The organism is Bradyrhizobium arachidis (assembly GCF_024758505.1).
In the GTDB taxonomy this organism is placed as follows: domain Bacteria; phylum Pseudomonadota; class Alphaproteobacteria; order Rhizobiales; family Xanthobacteraceae; genus Bradyrhizobium; species Bradyrhizobium manausense_C.
Genome location: NZ_CP077970.1, coordinates 2,040,084 through 2,056,717 on the forward strand (window position 1 = coordinate 2,040,084; position 16,634 = coordinate 2,056,717).

The window sequence follows — 16,634 nt, forward strand, 5'->3', positions numbered from 1 at the left end:
AACATTCCCGTGGGCAACGTGGTTACGCAGCATCGGTATGAAGCCGAGCTGGCACGCCATCGCGCCGCTCGCCGGACGGCGAGGGCACTTCAAAATGAGCGTGCTCAAGGTAACCCTTCTCGATCGCCATTTGGAGCAACCGGCTTAGGCCCGGGCTCCTTGAGGTGTTGGGCGGAGCCGGATCTATCCGCCGGCGGAGCGGGTGTAGCCAGCCAGCTCTGCGAGCGTCGCAAATTCATACACGAACCAAGCGTAAACGAAGGCATTCCGTGCCGTATCGAATTCGCGCCGTGTCTCTTCCGGTACAGTATCAGACAACTGGATGGGCTCGATCATCGCGTGCAGATCGGCAACGGACATCGAGCGGGTCCCGCTCGGGTCTGCCAGATTGCGGAACCGCATGTCGGCGTCCAAGATGGATGAGATCGGTTTGAGCATGCTATACCTATCCGCACTTTTGCAGAGAGCCGCCACGGCGATCGGAGCCATCGCCACCGTGGTGGATCGGGTGCGCCAGATATCCGCCGACGTCGCCTCCGCTGTCGGGGAGCAGGAAGCGGCAACCCAGGAGATATCGCGTAATGTTCATCAAGCCGCGGACGGAATTCTAGACCTTTCCGACGATATCCGTAGCGTAACTCACGGCGCGGAAGTCTCGAGCATGATCGCCGGTAGGACGCGCGGGGCAGCGCGCTCGCTGGCCGACGGAGCCGATTCACTGCGGCGCGAAGTGACGACGTTTCTGGTCGAAGTCAAGAAAGCCTAACAAGCTACCGGAAAACCTGCCATTCGGTCCCGCTGCCTGTCACTATAGCTTGATCTTTCCGCTGAGGCGGCGCGCGGTGCTCGATCGCTCCAACCGGTGCGCTGGCGCCAAAAACTGATGGGTAACTTTCGCAACGGAGGCTAACACTACTTTGGCAGATTCGTCAGGTTAGCGAGCCTGTTAGGATTCCCGAATCGATTTTTCAATGATTCATAGGGGGTCGGCTTTGGAGGGCCGACCATGGGGAACGCGACGTCGGATTGGGAAGACCAGCTCGAGCGTTGGCTGAAGCCATTCCTGGATCGCTTGGGTCACAAGGCCCGGCGGCGGATGTGTCCGCGTTACATTGCGGGGCTGATCGGCCCTGGTGAGCGCAAGAGCATTCAACCGATGGCGGAGCGCTTTGCAGCGGGCGATTACGATCAGCTGCACCATTTCATCGCTGATGGCGTCTGGGATGCGACACCGCTGGAGACACAGCTGCTCAAGGAGGCCGACCAGCTCGTCGGCGGCGATGATGCGGTGCTGGTTATCGACGACACCGCAATGCCGAAGAAGGGCGAACACTCGGTCGGTGTCGCGGCTCAATATGCCTCGGCTCTTGGCAAAACGGCAAATTGCCAAACGTTGGTGTCGCTGACGCTTGCGCGCGGTGAAGTGCCGGTGATGATCGCATTGCGTCTCTTCGTACCCGAGAGCTGGACGAGCGATGTCGCACGGTTGAAGCGCGCCGGCGTACCGGTCGAATACCGAACGCCACGGTCCAAGCCAGAGATCGCTTTGGCGGAGATCGATCGCGCGATGGCAGCCGGCGTGCGCTTCGGTTGTGTGCTGGCGGACGCGGGATACGGCCACAGTGCGCCGTTTCGACAAGGGCTCACGGCACGCGGGCTGGCGTGGGCCGTTGGCATCCCGCGTCACCTCAAGGTGTACCCGGTCGGCGTCAAGCTTATCTGGCCGGTTGCGATGCGCGGGCGTCCCCGCAAGCGGTCGATTCCGGATATCCTGTCGCGCCCGTCCGAAGACATGCTCGCCGACGCCAAGTGGAAAAATGTGAGTTGGCGAACGGGGACCAAAGGCCGATTGAAAGCCCGTTTTGCTGCGGTTCGGGTGCGGATCGCCGATGGACCTCCCCAGCGGATCAAGGACAAAGGCCAGCAGCATCTTCCCGGCGAGGAGGCTTGGCTGATCGGCGAACACAGGACATCAGGGGAAAAGAAATACTATCTCGCCAACCTGCCCGCCGCGACAGATCTGCGCACATTAGCCGCCGCCATCAAGGCGCGATGGATATGCGAACAGGCGCATCAGCAGTTGAAAGAGGAGCTCGGGCTTGATCACTTCGAGGGGCGGTCCTGGCAAGGCCTGCATCGTCACGCGCTGATGACCATGATCGCCTACGCCTTCCTACAACACCGTCGCCTCGCCCAGGCGGGGCGGAAAAAAAAGAATCAACGGACCGCCGCCGCAGCCAAGCTTGCCGGCGGTACGCCACGCCATCATCGATCTCATCCTTCGACCGTCAGCTCAGCGATGCCCCTACTGCCGAAAACGAATCCGTGAAAAGCTGCAACTCAATCTGCCAAAGTAGTGCTAACCCAGGTAAACGATTTCAGGCGCGCAGAGTGAGAAGCCGGTGGTACGTTGCGAGACTTGTTCGAGCATAACGACTCATCGACCGACACTCGCGTCTCAGGCAAACAGGGATAGCGCTCAGCTATCAATTTGAGAAAATTGGCGAGCGCGGCGTTTTCGTTATCTTTGCGAAAAGCAGCCGAAAAACCGAGGCCGCTCGGACCCGTCCCATCCCGTAGCTCCCGATAGATCAGCCCCGAGATGTTTGGCAAACGTCCGACTTCAGCACCATGGACGAGCGGGGCCTGCTCGGGGAAAGCGGGCTTATTGCCAGCGACTTTGCCACAATTGGACGAAACGTCCGTGAACAAACGGCACGGAAGTGGCCGCCAGCAGGAAAAATCAACAACTTAGACAATGTTCATTGCGTTCGGGACGCAAAAGCCGCCCCTTCATACAGCCACGACAAGCGACTGTCGGTATCGGGGGTTGCCCCCCGCGACTCGAACCCCCCGACACTCGGCTCTGTCGAAAGTGCGCGCGCGAGCGTCTGCTCACTTGGCTGCGCGCGCCTCCGTTGCCTCTTATCTTCGGAGTTGATCCGTCCTGCGACGGCTGCCTCCAAGCGGCGCGACAGGTCTTCTTGCGCTCTTCGTAAGTTCTACTTCTGCCGACGGTCAGTCGCCAAGAATGCCTGTGTAAGAGCGCCTACCGCAGCCGTAGCTGCTGCCCATACGTTCCAATACACCGCCTCTAGTTGTGCACCTTTCGACAAATTCGGATGAGACAACGCGGCGGATGCTAGCCAGAAACCGCCGGAAGCCAGCCAAACAAGAGCGCTTAGAACTTTTACGCCTCGTCTAAACGTACCGTCATCCTCCATTGCGTTCAATTTCTTCGCACGTTCGTCATTCGAGAGTCGAATCGCACGCAAAGCAACGTCGAATCGAAGCGAACGCAACTCCATTGATCCTGGTCGCATGGCGATTGTGTCGACACGGATGTCGTCGTGGACAGACCAGCGAGTGGGGCGAGATCTTTTTTGCGGCGTGTGCCCCTGTTGTGCCCCAAACTTTTGGGGGCACATCCTGAGGGAAAGAAGCTGCTAAGTCATTGGAGAGAGGGGATTATTGGTGGGCGCACAAGGGATCGAACCTTGGACCTCTCCCGTGTGAAGGGAACGCTCTCCCGCTGAGCTATGCGCCCGGGACCATGATGCGGGTCGCCTCAAATCGGCCGACTGGCGCATTCGTTGGAGCCCGCGATTTAGAAGTGCGGGCTTAAGGTGTCAAGTTTTCAGGCGCCCTGGCCCCTGAATTCCTTCGGTAGATTGCGAAAATCGTTGCCGAAATCGCGATTTCGGACGCTTCACGCGCCCTGCTGGCGGGCGCGGGAGGCGTGGGCCTGCAGCGCGCGGATGCGTTCGGCGAGCGTCCCGCCGCCCTCGGGCGGGGTGACGGCAGCGGCGCCATTGGTCGGGGCGTCGTTGGCCGGGCGCGGGGCGGGCTTTGGCGCCGCGCCCGCCTCGGCCGCGAGCAGCGCCTCGATCGGTGAGTTCGGGCCTTCGAGCTGCATCGCGAGCTTTGCCACCTCGGCGGCGATGTCGTTGATGCGCTCGCGCAGCAGCGCGTTCTCCATGCGCTCGGTCGCCCAGGAGCTTTCGGCCTGGCTCTGGATCGCGTTGATGTCCCGCTGCAGCTTGGCGCGCTCGTCGCGTGCGAGGCGCAACTGCTCCTCGACCGCGGCCTTCTCGCCGCGCAGCCGCTCGAGCATCGGCGAGCCGCCGCCACCGCTCAGGGCTGCGACCTCGACGCGCAGATCCTTGATGGTGCGCTCGGACGCCTCGTTGGCCTGGCGGAGCTGGTTGTTCTCGTAGTCGCGCTCGGCGAGCAGCTTGCCTTGCGTGGCGAGCCGTCCCTCCAGGTCGGTGACGCGGCCCGACAGCATCTCGGCTTCCTTGACCTGCACGATGAGCTGGCGGTCGAGATCGGTGACGCGCTGGCTCAGATTCTCGACCCGGCCGCGCGCATCGCCAAGCTCGCGCGAGGCGGTCTCCGACTCGCTGCGCTCCTGCGTCAGCCGCGCCTGGGTTGCCGCGAACTCCTTCTCGGCGTCGCCGACGCGGTTCTTCAATAGGTCGATCTGCGCACGCACCGCGACCAGCTCGACCTGGCGGCTGTCCGCCATCATCGAGCGGTCGGACAATTCGGCATTGATCTTCGCAAGCTCGTTTTGCTTGTCGGAGAGCGCCAGTTCGGCGCCGCGCAACGCTTCGGTCTTGGTGTTGAATTCCTCTTCGGTGGCGCGGAGCTGCTCCTTCACCGCCTTCTCGCGCGCTTCGAGTGCGAAGATCGTGGCGTTCTTCTCGCCGAGCTCGATCTTCATGCGGTTGATGGCGTCGCTCTTCTTGCCGAGCTCGGCGAGCTGGCTCGTGGTTTTGTTCTTGAGCTGGTCGACGCTCATCTCGAGCCGCCGCGCCGACATCGCGAATTCGGCGCGCAACTGGTCCTTGTCGGCCTGGATCTCCGCCATCGACAGCGGCGTTGCGGCCTCCAGCCGCCGCGTGGTCAGGCGCACCGCGCGGTTATGCACCAGCGGCACGATCGCGAGCCCGCACAGCATCGACAGCAGGAAACCGATCGCCAGGTACATGATCGGTTCGACCATGGGGCAGAACTCCCGAAAACAAGGAAAAATTTACCAAACACAATGCCATGGCGGGCCGGCCAAAAGCCAGCCCCGGCCGCCGTTAACGTTGATCCGTAACCAGGGAAATAGCATAGCGTTTTCGAGCGAAGTGGGGCCCGGTTCGCGTGAAGAAAACGCGTTAAAACAAGACTACCCCGTCAGAACGGGTTCCAGGTCGCGCGCGGCGTGTACTTCAGGTAGCCGATATTGGCTCCGAGCCGCAGACCGATGCCCGAGCGGATCGGCACCAGCACGATGTTGTTGGCAGTCAGTGCCGTCATGCCGAAGCCGCCGATGATATAGGCGGAGCCGTCGATGCCGGCGAAGCGCTGGTAGATCGCGTTGGTGGCGGGCAGATTGTAGACCAGCGTCATGGTGCGCGCGCCGTCGCCGCCCCAGTCGAAGCCGAGCGAGGGACCCTGCCAGTAGACGCGCAAGTCGCCCGCATTCTTGGTGTAGAGCGTGCCTTCGCCGTAGCGCAGGCCGGCAACGAAGGCGCCGGAGCCTTCCTCACCGAGGATATAGCCGTTCGGCAGGCCCCATTGGCTGACCGCCTTCTCGATGATCGAGGCAAGCCCGCGCGAGACGTTGCCGAAGAAGCGATGGCCGGCGCCCACGAGCTCGTCCGGCCCGTAGGTGTTGGGCGTCGGGGTCCGCTGCGGCGGCGGCAGGTTCGGCGGCGGAGCCTGCTGCGCGGAAGCTGGCACGATCCAACCCACCATCGCGGCAAGCGCGAGCGCGGCGAAGCGTGATGCGAAAGTCATAAAACTACCCCTGGTATCGATTCCGGACGCTTCTTTAACCTGACGCCAACAGGCGCGGCCCTAGGTTGCGCCGACTGTCCCCTCGACTCGGATGTTATCCGTAGCAACTATGACGGCACAACGGCAGGAAATCAGTCCTTCGCGCCCCGGATTCGCCTTGATCTGCCTGCTGGCGGGCATTTGGCTCGCGATCGGGGCGGTCGCCCAGGCCGCCACGACCGAGCGGATCGTCGTCAACCGCTTCTCCGGCGTCGCCATCGAGGGGTTTGACCCCGTGGCCTATTTCGTCGTCCACGAGCCCGCCCAAGGCAACGCCGAGTTCGAGGCGAACCTGTGGGGCGCGGTCTGGCGGTTCCAGAACGAGGGCAACCGGGCCTCCTTCCTGGCCCATCCCGAGGTCTACGGCCCGCAATTCGGAGGTTACGACCCCGTGGACGTCGCCCGCGGCGTCACCATTGCCGGCAATCCCCGGTTTTTCGTGATCGCGGCCGAACGGCTCTATCTGTTCAGCCGGGAGGACAACCGCGACGCCTTCGCCGGCAACCCCGAGCGCTTCCTGCATGAGGCGAACAAACGCTGGGCCGGGCTGCTGGAGCAGCTCAGTCAGTAGGGACCTACCGCCTTGGGTATTGCCTTGGGATCGCCCCAGGCGATGAACTCCGGCACGATGAAATCGCCCTTTCGCTGGCCGAATTGGATCTCGCCGCCCTCGCTGTCGGTGACCCGGCCGCCGGCCGCGGTGACCACCGCGCAGCCGGCCCCGACGTCCCATTCCGAGGTCGGGCCGAGGCGCGGGTAGATGTCGGCGGTGCCCTCGGCGATGCGGCCGAACTTGACTGCCGAGCCCAGCGTGCGCCTGACCGCCCCCGGCCGTTCGGCGATGAACGCCTCGCTCCTGGCGTCGCCATGCGAGCGGCTGACCGCCGCAACCCAGGGCTCGCCAGGCTTTGGCATTGCGCGGGTGTGGATCGGCTCGGCCGGACCGGTGACGGCGCCGTCGATGCGCAGTCGCTCCGCGCCATGCCCGACCACGCCGCGCCAGAGCAGCCCGAGCGCCGGCGCGCTGACGATGCCCAGGAGTGGCACGCCGCCTGTGACGAGCGCGACATTGACGGTGAACTCATCCCGGCCGGCGACGAACTCCTTGGTGCCATCAAGGGGATCGATCAGGAAGAAACTGTCGCGAAACGGTGGCGTCGCAAGCTGGGTCCGCTCCTCCGACAGCGTCGGCACGTCGGGCACCAGCATCGCAAGCCCTTCGCCGATGATGCGGTCGGCGGCAAGGTCGGCTTCCGTCACGGGCGAGCCATCCTGCTTGCCGTCGATCTGCATCGCCGCGCGGTTGACGGCGAGGATCGCCGTACCCGCCCTGACCACCAGCGCCGTCAGCGGCTCTATCAGGCCGCACGCGGCCTTGCCGTCCATCACCCGCATCACCTGCATGCCTCATTCATCGGCAAATCTCGTCATCCCGCCGGTTTGATTCGCGAGCGCTCCTTATGGCCGCTTCGAGCCTATCGCAAGCGCTAGCTGCCATGGCTAGCTGTCATGGGCTTGCGAATGTTAGAAGCCGAGCCACCCCGAAAGCATGCGTGATTCGCCGCGTCCGCGCCGTGTAATTTCCAGGAACCATTTATGTCTGGCACCTCGTCACCCGGTACCGCTACTGCTCCCGATATGCTCGAACTCGCCGCGCTGTTGTGCTCGCGGGTCTGCCACGATCTCATCAGCCCTGTCGGCGCCATCGTCAACGGGCTGGAGGTGCTCGATGACGATCCCAAGCCCGAGGACCGCGAATTCGCCCTCGATCTGATCCGCAAGAGCGCCAAGACCGCGTCCGCCCGGTTGCAGTTCTGCCGTCTCGCCTTCGGCGCGGCCGGCTCGGCCGGCGCGCAGATCGATCTCGGCGACGCGCAGACCATGGCGCGCGGTCACATCGAGGACGGCAAGTGCACCATCACTTGGAATCTGCCGCGGCTCCTGTTGCCGAAGAATCGCGTCAAGCTTTTGCTCAACATGCTCGTCATTGCGCAGCACACGATTCCGCGCGGCGGCTCGCTGACGGTCGATCCCGTCGGCGAGGGCGAGACGATGAGCTTTCGCATCACCGCGTCCGGCCACAATGCGCGCCTGCCGCAGAACATCGCCGAACTCCTCAGCGGCGAGCGCGGACCCGCGGCCGATGCACACGCCATTCAGCCATATTACACACGGCTGCTTGCGCAAGCATGCGGGCTCACCGTGAAGCTCGCGCCCGAGGGCGAGGCGATCATCGTTAGCGCTTCGTAAACGCGCGTTTCTTCGCGGGTTAATCAAAGCTTACCAAGGCGCTTCGATTTGATCGGAGCGCCTTATCTCTTTGTTGGTCCCGTTCTTTTGCACATACTCAACCATTATTAAACGCTTTGCGGTGAAGCTGGCCCCATTCTGAAAGGCGCATCACGACCTCATGCGCCCTCCCTGTATGAAGGCCTGTTTTCATGGATGATCTGTTGCGGGAGTTTTTGACGGAGACCAGTGAGAGCCTGGACACCGTGGACAACCAGCTGGTGAAGTTCGAGCAGGAGCCGAACAACGCCAAGATCCTGGATAACATCTTCCGCCTGGTTCACACCATCAAGGGGACCTGCGGCTTTCTGGGCCTGCCGCGGCTGGAAGCGCTTGCGCATGCCGGCGAGACGCTGATGGGCAAATTCCGCGACGGCATGCCGGTGACCGCGGAAGCGGTGACGGTGATTTTGTCGTCGATCGACCGCATCAAGGAGATTCTGGCCGGGCTGGAAGCGACCGAAGCCGAGCCTGAAGGTGCCGACCGCGACCTGATCGAGAAGCTGGAAGTGATGGTCGAGCAGGGCATGGCGGCCATGGCCGCTGGCACCGCTGCTCCTGTTGCTGACGCCCCGCCGCTTGCGCCGGAGATGCCGGCCGCCGGCGAGGCCAAGGGCAAGGAGATGACCCAGGGCTCGCTGGTCGACCAGACGCTGGAGCGTCCGCTGCGTCCGGGCGAAGTGTCGCTCGACGAGCTCGAGCGCGCCTTCCGCGAGACCGCGATCGAAGTGCCCGCACCTGTTGCCAAGGTCGAGGTGAAGGCCGCGCCCGCCACGGAGGCGCCGGCGCCCGCCGCCAAAGACGCTGCCAAGGACACAGCCAAGGACACCAAGGCGCTCAGGGAGAGGGCCGCCGCCAAGAAGTCGATGGCCGACGAGACCCTCGTCGAGGGCGACCGCGTCGCCAACCAGTCGATCCGCGTCAACGTGGATACGCTGGAGCACCTCATGACCATGGTCTCCGAGCTGGTGCTGACCCGCAACCAGCTGCTTGAGATCTCCCGCCGCAACGAGGACACCGAGTTCAAGGTGCCGTTGCAGCGCCTCTCCAACGTCACCGCCGAGCTGCAGGAAGGCGTCATGAAGACGCGCATGCAGCCGATCGGCAATGCCTGGCAAAAACTGCCCCGCATCGTCCGCGACCTCTCATCCGAACTCGGCAAGCAGATCGAGCTCGAGATGCACGGCGCCGACACCGAGCTCGACCGCCAGGTGCTCGACCTGATCAAGGATCCCCTGACCCACATGGTGCGCAACTCCGCCGACCATGGGTTGGAGACCCCGGCCGAGCGGCTGGCCGCCGGCAAGGGCGAGCAGGGCACCATCCGCCTGTCCGCCTATCACGAGGGCGGCCACATCATCATCTGCATCGCCGACAACGGCCGCGGCCTCAACACCGAGAAGATCAGGGCCAAGGCGCTCTCCTCCGGTCTCGTCAGCGAGGCCGAGCTCGAGAAGATGAGCGAAGCCCAGGTTCACAAGTTCATCTTTGCACCGGGCTTCTCGACCGCGGCGGCGATCACCTCGGTGTCGGGGCGCGGCGTCGGCATGGACGTGGTGCGCACCAATATCGACCAGATCGGCGGCACCATCGACATCAAGAGCGTGGCCGGCGAGGGCTCCTCCGTCACCATCAAGATCCCGCTGACCCTGGCGATCGTCTCGGCCCTGATCGTGGAGGCCGCCGGCGACCGTTTTGCGATCCCGCAGCTCTCGGTGGTCGAGCTGGTGCGGGCCCGCGCCAACTCCGAGCACCGCATCGAGCGCATCAAGGACACCGCGGTGCTGCGCTTGCGCAACAAGCTGCTGCCGCTGATCCACCTCAAGAAGCTGCTCAAGATCGACGATGGCGCGGCCTCCGATCCCGAGAACGGCTTCATCGTGGTGACGCAGGTCGGCAGCCAGACCTTTGGCATCGTCGTCGACGGCGTGTTCCACACCGAAGAAATCGTCGTCAAGCCGATGTCGACCAAGCTGCGTCACATCGACATGTTCTCCGGCAACACCATTTTGGGCGATGGCGCCGTCATCATGATCATCGACCCCAACGGCATTGCCAAGGCGCTCGGCGCCTCCGGCTCCTCGGCCCATGACATGGCCGACGAGAACGCCGCCCATCACATCGGCAACGGCGAGCAGACCACCTCGCTGCTGGTGTTCCGCGCCGGCTCGAGCCAGCCTAAGGCGGTACCGCTCGGCCTCGTCACCCGTCTGGAGGAGCTGCCCGCCGACAAGATCGAGTTCAGTAACGGCCGCTACATGGTGCAGTACCGCGAGCAGCTGATGCCGCTGGTGGCCATGGACGGCGTCACCATCGCCGCCCAGGGCGCGCAGCCGATCCTGGTGTTTGCCGATGACGGCCGCTCCATGGGCCTCGTGGTCGACGAGATCATCGACATCGTCGAGGAGCGGCTCAACATCGAGGTCGGCGGCTCAGGCGCAGGCATTTTGGGCTCGGCCGTGATCAAGGGCCAGGCCACCGAGGTGATCGACGTCGGCCACTTCCTGCCGATGGCCTTTGCCGACTGGTTCACCCGCAAGGAGATGAAGCCGTCGCTGGCCTCGCAGTCGGTGCTGCTGGTCGACGACAGCGCCTTCTTCCGCAACATGCTGGCGCCGGTGCTCAAAGCCGCCGGCTACCGGGTCCGCACCGCGCCGACCGCGCAGGAGGGCCTCGCCGCGCTGCGTTCGCAAAGCTTCGACGTGGTGCTGACCGACATCGAGATGCCCGACATGAACGGGTTCGAGTTCGCGGAAGTTATCCGCGCCGACCACAATCTCACCGCGATGCCGATCATCGGGCTCTCGTCGCTGGTGTCGCCGGCGGCGATCGAGCGCGGTCGTCAGGCCGGCTTCCACGACTATGTCGCCAAGTTCGACCGTCCCGGCCTGATCGCGGCGCTGAAGGAGCAGACCGCGACCGCGGCCGGCGCCTCCGAGCTCAGCCGGGCTGCGGCCTGACTACGGATAGGGACCAGGGAACATTCCAATGAGCAGCAAGACCCAATCCGCCGAAGGCGCCATGGTCGAATACGTCACCGCGATGATCGGCGGGCAGTTGTTCGGCCTGCCGATCTCCCGCGTCCAGGACGTGTTCATGCCGGAGCGCGTCACCCGCGTGCCGTTGTCCTCGCGCGAGATCGCGGGCGTGTTGAACCTGCGCGGCCGCATCGTCACCGTGGTCGACATGCGCGCCCGGCTCGGCCTGCCGAGGCCGGAGGACGGCAAGATCCCGATGGCGGTCGGCGTCGACCTGCGCGGCGAATCCTACGGCCTCATGATCGACCAGATCGGCGAGGTGCTGCGCCTGCCCGAGGACGGCAAGGAGGAAAACCCCGTCAACCTCGACCCCCGCATGGCCAAGCTCGCAGGCGGCGTCCACCGCCTCGACGGCCAGCTCATGGTCGTCCTCGACGTCGATCGCGTCCTCGAACTCGCGCCGGAAATGCTGGCGGCCTGAGCAGACGGCGGTCGGCGACGATCGCTTCGCAATTTGGAAGTGTCCCGTTTGGGATAGGAAATAGAGGCTCACATGAGAACTTGTCTCGTCGTTGATGATTCCAGCGTCATCCGCAAGGTTGCGCGCCGGATCCTGGAAGGCCTGGATTTCCAGATTCTTGAAGCCGAGGATGGCGAGAAGGCGCTGGAAGCCTGCAAGCGCGGATTGCCCGACGCGGTGCTGCTCGACTGGAACATGCCGATCATGGATGGCTACGAATTCCTCGGCCATCTGCGCCGCATGCCCGGCGGCGACCAGCCCAAGGTGGTGTTCTGCACCACCGAGAACGACGTCGCCCACATCGCGCGCGCGCTGCATGCGGGCGCCAATGAGTACATCATGAAGCCGTTCGACAAGGACATCGTGACGGCGAAGTTCCAGGAAGTGGGACTGATCTAAGTTCGCGTTCCACTCCGGAGGCTGAACGGTCTTCGGCGTTCGTTTCGAGTAACCGTTTCAGTCCTAGTTGGTGAGTAATGAGTGTTGCGTTTGCAGGGAGTTCGTCGGTGAGCCCGTCGCGTGAAGGGCCGCTGCGTGTCATGATCGTCGACGACAGTGTCGTCATCCGCGGTCTGATCTCGCGCTGGATCGGCGCCGAGCACGACATGGAGGTCGCGGCTTCCTTGCGCACCGGGCTTGAGGCGGTCAACCAGCTCGAACGCATCAACCCAGACGTCGCCGTACTCGACATCGAAATGCCCGAGCTGGACGGTCTGTCGGCGCTGCCGCAATTGCTCGCCAAGAAGCGCGACCTCGTCATCATCATGGCTTCCACGCTGACCCGCCGCAACGCGGAGATCAGCTTCAAGGCGCTCTCGCTCGGTGCCGCCGACTACATTCCGAAGCCGGAGTCGACGCGCGAGGCATCCGCCGCCGATATCTTCCACCACGACCTGATCCAGAAGATCCGCCATCTCGGCGCGCGGCTCCGCAGGAAGCCGGCGGTATCCAGCCCGCCGCTGGCTCCTGCGAGCCCGCCGCCGGTTGCGCGCGAGCCGGCCGCGCGTCCCGCATCGCCGGCGCCGGTCGCACCGGCCGCCTCCGCGCTGTCACTGGTCAAGCGCTCCTTCTCGGCGCAGGCGCCGAAGGTGCTCCTGATCGGCTCCTCGACCGGCGGTCCGCAGGCGCTGATGACGCTGGTGACCGAGCTTGGTCCGGTGATCGACCGCTTCCCGGTGCTGATCACCCAGCACATGCCGCCGACCTTCACCACGATTCTCGCCGAGCATCTGGCGCGCTCGAGCCGCCGTCCCGCGCATGAAGGCATCGACGGCGAGACCGTGAAGCCCGGCCATATCTATCTCGCGCCGGGCGGCAAGCACATGCGCGTGGTGCGCTCCGGCGCCGACATCGCGATCGCGCTCGACGACGGTCCGGCCGTCAATTTCTGCAAGCCCGCGGTCGACCCGCTCTTCACCTCGGCCATCGACATCTGGCATGGCGGCATCTTGGCCGTGATCCTGACCGGCATGGGCTCGGACGGCATGCGCGGCGGCAAGGACATTGTCGCCGCCGGCGGTAGCGTCATCGCGCAGGACGAAGCCACCAGCGTCGTGTGGGGCATGCCGGGCGCGGCTGCCAATGCCGGCATCTGTGCCGCGATCCTGCCGCTCAATCAGATCGGATCCAAAGTCAATCGCCTGTTTGCTGGAGATCGTTCGTGACGCCGTTGGACTATGAGTATCTGCGTAAGTTCCTGAAAGAGCGTTCCGGTCTCGATCTCTCCGCCGACAAGCAATATCTGGTCGAGAGCCGCTTGCTGCCGCTCGCCCGCAAGGAGGGTCTCGGTGGCATCCCCGACCTCGTGCAGAAGATCAAGGGCGGCAACGGCAAGCTCACAACCGACGTGGTCGAGGCGATGACCACCAACGAGACCTTTTTCTTCCGCGACAAGGTCCCGTTCGACCATCTGCGTGATACGATTCTGCCTGGACTGATCCAGGCGCGCGCCGCGCGCAAGTCGCTGCGCATCTGGTCGGCGGCGTCGTCGACGGGGCAGGAGCCCTATTCGATCGCGATGTGCCTGAAGGAGAAGGCCGCGTCTCTCGCCGGCTGGCGCATCGAGATCGTCGCCACGGATCTTTCGCAGGAGGTGCTGGAGAAATCCAAGGCCGGCGTCTACAGCCAGTTCGAAGTGCAGCGCGGCCTGCCGATCCAGTTGCTGGTGAAATATTTTACGCAGTCCGGCGACATCTGGCAGCTCAATGCGGACGTCCGCTCGATGGTGCAGTTCCGGCAGCTCAACCTGCTTCAGGACTTCTCTCATCTGGGCACGTTCGACGTGATCTTCTGCCGCAATGTGCTGATCTATTTCGACCAGGACACCAAGGGCGTAATCTTCGAGCGTCTGGCCAAGTGTATGGAAGCGGATGGCACGCTGCTGCTTGGTGCTGCCGAATCCGTCGTCGGCATCACCGACGCCTTCCGCCCCGTCGCCGACCGCCGCGGCCTCTACCAGATCAACCCGGTCCGCGGCGTACGCCCCACCGGCGCGCCGCTGTTCTCGGGCATGAAGATCGCCGCGGCGCGCTAGGCTCTCCCTCCGTCATTCCGGGGCGGCGCGTCAGCGCCGAGCCCGGAATCTATACCCACAGGCCGTTGATGCGGGCAGGCTGACGCAGCCGGGCCATTCCATCTGCCTGGGGTTATGGATTCCGGGCTCGCCCGCCTTGCGAGCGCCCCGGAATGACTAGGTCACAAAATCGCATGCGGTAAAAACCGCGAGCCGTTACCGGTGATCGGACTCTCGTCCTCGCGGATCGACAGCCCGCAAGCCTCATGATTCACGAGCCAGCTCCCCACCACGGCATAGTTGCCGGAGAAGTTCGGCAGCGGCGACAGCGCCTGGCGCACGAAACCTTCGGCGCCGTAGGGGCCGGCCTGCTCATCGAGCGAGTGGCCGCCCGAGACCAGCGTCACATTGGCGCCCTCGCGTGACAGCAGCGGCTTGCGGACATAGGAGCTGCCGAGCTCGGCGGCACGCGGATCGTCCTCGAAGAATGCCGGCAGCAGATTGGGATGGTTCGGGAAGGCCTCCCAGAGCAGCGGCAGAATGCCCTTGTTGGAGAGCACGGCCTTCCACGCTGGCTCGATCCAGCGCGTCGATGCCGCGCGGAGCTTGGAGCCAAAGGCGTCGTGGAACATCCACTCCCACGGATAGAGCTTGAAGACGCGCGCGATGTCGCGATCGTCGAGGTCGACGAAGCCTCCGCCATCCTCGCGCCAGCCGATGTCCTCGATGTCGAGCAGCGTCGTCGATAGCCCCGCCTGCCGCGCGGTGTCCTCGAGATAGGCGAGGGTGCCGGCATCCTCGTCATTGCCGGTCGTGCCGGTGAGGTGCAGATGCTCGCCGCCGGCAATATCCTTCCAGGCCTCGATCAACCGCTCGTGGATCGAGTTGAACTGATCGGCGCGCACCGGGATGATGCGGCGCTCGATCGCCTGCTCGAGCCAGGTCCATTGAAAGACCGCGGCTTCGAAGATCGATGTCGGTGTATCGGCATTGTACTCGAGCAGCTTTGCGGGACCGTTGCCGTCGAATTTCAGGTCGAGACGGCCGTAGAGGCTGCGGTCGTCGCGCTCCCAGCTCTCGGCAATCAGATCCCAGAACGCGTCGGGGATCTTCAGGCGGCGCAGATGGTGCTCGTCCTTGACGATGCGGCCGGCGAGCTCGAGGCACATCGCATCGATCTCGCCGGTTGGCGTCTCGATGCCGTGCTCGATTTCGTTGAGCGTGAAGGCGTAATAGGCCCTCTCGTCCCAATAGCGCTCGCCGTCGATGGTGTGGAAATCGAAGCCGCATTGTTCGGCGGTGGCCCGCCAGTCGTTCCGCTCGGGGCAGGTGATGCGCCGCATGCGCTAGCCGCCACCGTGACCGTGGCCACCATGTCCGTGTCCGTGCACGCGATGCAGCGTGCCGCCAAAACCACCATAGGTCGGACGACAATAGGGCCTACCGTCAATGCCGGGAACGGCCGTGAGCCCGGGTCCGCAAACGGGCTCGCGCTTGACGAATCCCATCGAGACCGCGCTGACCGCGGCACTACCCATCATGGTGAGCAAGACCCTACGTGAGCGTTTCATGCGGCGGCCTCCTCCTCGGTCTTACTTAAGCAGACTGACCATGCGCGGTGAATTCACGGCTTCGCGCCTCAGCCGCCGCCGGAGAAGCCGAAGCCATGCGCGAAGGAGCCGAAGCCGCCCCGCGTCACGCCGCCCGAGCCGCTGTCGGATGAACCGGACGAGGAATGGCTCGATGAGTCACTGCTGTAGTAGCTCGAGCGCGATGACCAGTGCGAGGAGCCGCCGCCGCTGGACGAGCTACGGCTGGAGCAGGTGGTCGAGGATTGCGCCGGCGCGGCCATCCCGGGCGAGGATGGCTCGCAGTTCTGGTTCGGCATCAGCATGAAGGCCGTGGTGCCGACGGCGATCGTGCCCATCACCAGCAGCGCAACATGGCCGGAGCGCTTGGTCGGCTCTTTCGGCGGCAGCGGCAACGGCAGGGGCGCGGGCAGCCGCGGCCGCCGCTTGCCAAAATTCTTGTTGGGGGGCTTCTCGGCCATGTCAGTAGATCATGCAGGCGGCGTTCAGGAGGCCTGCGGCGAGCGAGGAAAGTCCGAGCCAGATCGCGGGCGCAAGCTCGCCGGCCGCGATCCGTTCAGACAGGTTCGGCACCGGAACGCGCACCAGATAGAACACGATGACCTGGACGACCAGGGCGATGAACGCCCAGATCAGGCAGTCCAGCACATTGGCCGCATGCGCGATGGCGCTGACCAGCGGGGCCACGAAGCCGAGCAGGCTGAGGCCGAGCGCGATGGCCGCGGCCGGGTCGTTGTCGCGGATCAGCTGAAACTCGTTGTGCGGCGTGATGCGGGTGTAGACGAACAGATACGCCACGATCGCGACCAGCCCGGTGCAGAAATAGACCAGAAAGGCGGGCAGCCCCGCGAGCGATTGCAGAATCATCGTTCCCCCATTGCCGGCGACCATTGGTCGGCCGGTAGAGGATAGCG

General features: G+C 64.3%; 16 protein-coding genes, 1 tRNA gene and 1 pseudogene. 9 read left to right on the forward strand and 9 right to left on the reverse strand.

The genetic code is table 11. The annotated features are described in order from the left end of the window. Positions 1-183 precede the first annotated feature (183 nt). A complete protein-coding gene (locus KUF59_RS09040; protein WP_258769373.1) occupies positions 184-438 on the reverse strand; it encodes a hypothetical protein in 255 nt (84 codons plus the stop codon). Between KUF59_RS09040 and KUF59_RS09045 the strand changes: the two genes are divergently transcribed. Beyond that, positions 416-766 carry a hypothetical protein gene (locus tag KUF59_RS09045; protein WP_258769374.1) on the forward strand — a complete coding sequence of 117 codons (351 nt, stop codon included), beginning with the start codon at positions 416-418 and terminating at the stop codon, positions 764-766. The genes KUF59_RS09040 and KUF59_RS09045 overlap by 23 nt on opposite strands. 205 nt (positions 767-971) lie before the next feature. Further along, positions 972-2,329: pseudogene (locus tag KUF59_RS09050) on the forward strand (IS701 family transposase). A gap of 1,143 nt (positions 2,330-3,472) precedes the next feature. Here KUF59_RS09050 and KUF59_RS09055 read toward each other — a convergent pair. The 3 genes from KUF59_RS09055 to KUF59_RS09065 all read right to left on the reverse strand — a co-directional run bounded on the left by KUF59_RS09055 (position 3,473) and on the right by KUF59_RS09065 (position 5,793). After that, positions 3,473-3,547 (reverse strand) — tRNA-Val (locus tag KUF59_RS09055). 162 nt (positions 3,548-3,709) lie between these two features. Further along, the gene (locus KUF59_RS09060) at positions 3,710-5,008 is read right to left on the reverse strand and encodes a coiled-coil domain-containing protein (RefSeq protein WP_212461990.1); all 1,299 of its coding nucleotides are present in this window, start codon (positions 5,006-5,008) and stop codon (positions 3,710-3,712) included. Positions 5,009-5,187: 179 nt separating this feature from the next. Further along, the gene (locus tag KUF59_RS09065) at positions 5,188-5,793 is read right to left on the reverse strand and encodes a DUF1134 domain-containing protein (RefSeq protein ID WP_212461991.1); all 606 of its coding nucleotides are present in this window, start codon (positions 5,791-5,793) and stop codon (positions 5,188-5,190) included. Between the two features lie 109 nt (positions 5,794-5,902). Between KUF59_RS09065 and KUF59_RS09070 the strand changes: the two genes are divergently transcribed. Beyond that, on the forward strand, positions 5,903-6,403 hold the full coding sequence (locus tag KUF59_RS09070; protein ID WP_212461992.1) for a YHS domain-containing (seleno)protein: 501 nt from the start codon (positions 5,903-5,905) through the stop codon (positions 6,401-6,403). Here KUF59_RS09070 and KUF59_RS09075 read toward each other — a convergent pair. Continuing rightward, positions 6,397-7,236, reverse strand: a complete 840-nt coding sequence (locus KUF59_RS09075; protein ID WP_212461993.1) for a 3'(2'),5'-bisphosphate nucleotidase CysQ family protein — start codon at positions 7,234-7,236, stop codon at positions 6,397-6,399. The two genes, KUF59_RS09070 and KUF59_RS09075, sit on opposite strands and share 7 nt — an antisense overlap. A gap of 192 nt (positions 7,237-7,428) precedes the next feature. Here KUF59_RS09075 and chpT point away from each other — a divergent pair, with 192 nt between their 5' ends. The 6 genes from chpT (at position 7,429) to KUF59_RS09105 (ending at position 14,152) form a co-directional block, all read left to right on the forward strand. Beyond that, positions 7,429-8,082, forward strand: a complete 654-nt coding sequence (gene chpT / locus KUF59_RS09080; RefSeq protein WP_212461994.1) for a histidine phosphotransferase ChpT — start codon at positions 7,429-7,431, stop codon at positions 8,080-8,082. 191 nt (positions 8,083-8,273) lie between these two features. Beyond that, positions 8,274-11,081, forward strand: a complete 2,808-nt coding sequence (locus tag KUF59_RS09085; protein ID WP_258769375.1) for a hybrid sensor histidine kinase/response regulator — start codon at positions 8,274-8,276, stop codon at positions 11,079-11,081. Positions 11,082-11,109: 28 nt separating this feature from the next. After that, positions 11,110-11,580 (forward strand): chemotaxis protein CheW, encoded by a 471-nt coding sequence (locus tag KUF59_RS09090; RefSeq protein WP_258769376.1) that lies wholly within the window; start codon positions 11,110-11,112, stop codon positions 11,578-11,580. Between the two features lie 72 nt (positions 11,581-11,652). Next, positions 11,653-12,018: a response regulator gene (locus KUF59_RS09095; protein WP_008138864.1), complete on the forward strand. Its 366-nt coding sequence runs from the start codon at positions 11,653-11,655 to the stop codon at positions 12,016-12,018. A gap of 77 nt (positions 12,019-12,095) precedes the next feature. Next, positions 12,096-13,283, forward strand: a complete 1,188-nt coding sequence (locus KUF59_RS09100) for a protein-glutamate methylesterase/protein-glutamine glutaminase (protein ID WP_212462437.1) — start codon at positions 12,096-12,098, stop codon at positions 13,281-13,283. Beyond that, the gene (locus tag KUF59_RS09105; RefSeq protein ID WP_212462436.1) at positions 13,280-14,152 is read left to right on the forward strand and encodes a CheR family methyltransferase; all 873 of its coding nucleotides are present in this window, start codon (positions 13,280-13,282) and stop codon (positions 14,150-14,152) included. The genes KUF59_RS09100 and KUF59_RS09105 overlap by 4 nt, the downstream gene beginning before the upstream one ends. Before the next feature lie 161 nt (positions 14,153-14,313). Here the strand turns inward: KUF59_RS09105 and KUF59_RS09110 are convergent, their stop codons facing one another. From KUF59_RS09110 to KUF59_RS09125, 4 genes are all read right to left on the reverse strand, one after another. Then, positions 14,314-15,474: a glutathionylspermidine synthase family protein gene (locus KUF59_RS09110; RefSeq protein WP_212462435.1), complete on the reverse strand. Its 1,161-nt coding sequence runs from the start codon at positions 15,472-15,474 to the stop codon at positions 14,314-14,316. Between the two features lie 3 nt (positions 15,475-15,477). Next, a complete protein-coding gene (locus tag KUF59_RS09115; RefSeq protein WP_212462434.1) occupies positions 15,478-15,702 on the reverse strand; it encodes a hypothetical protein in 225 nt (74 codons plus the stop codon). 68 nt (positions 15,703-15,770) lie between these two features. Then, complete coding sequence (locus tag KUF59_RS09120; RefSeq protein WP_212462433.1) at positions 15,771-16,181, reverse strand: hypothetical protein; 411 nt, start codon at positions 16,179-16,181, stop codon at positions 15,771-15,773. Between the two features lies 1 nt (position 16,182). After that, the gene (locus KUF59_RS09125; RefSeq protein ID WP_212462432.1) at positions 16,183-16,587 is read right to left on the reverse strand and encodes a DUF350 domain-containing protein; all 405 of its coding nucleotides are present in this window, start codon (positions 16,585-16,587) and stop codon (positions 16,183-16,185) included. Positions 16,588-16,634 lie beyond the last annotated feature (47 nt).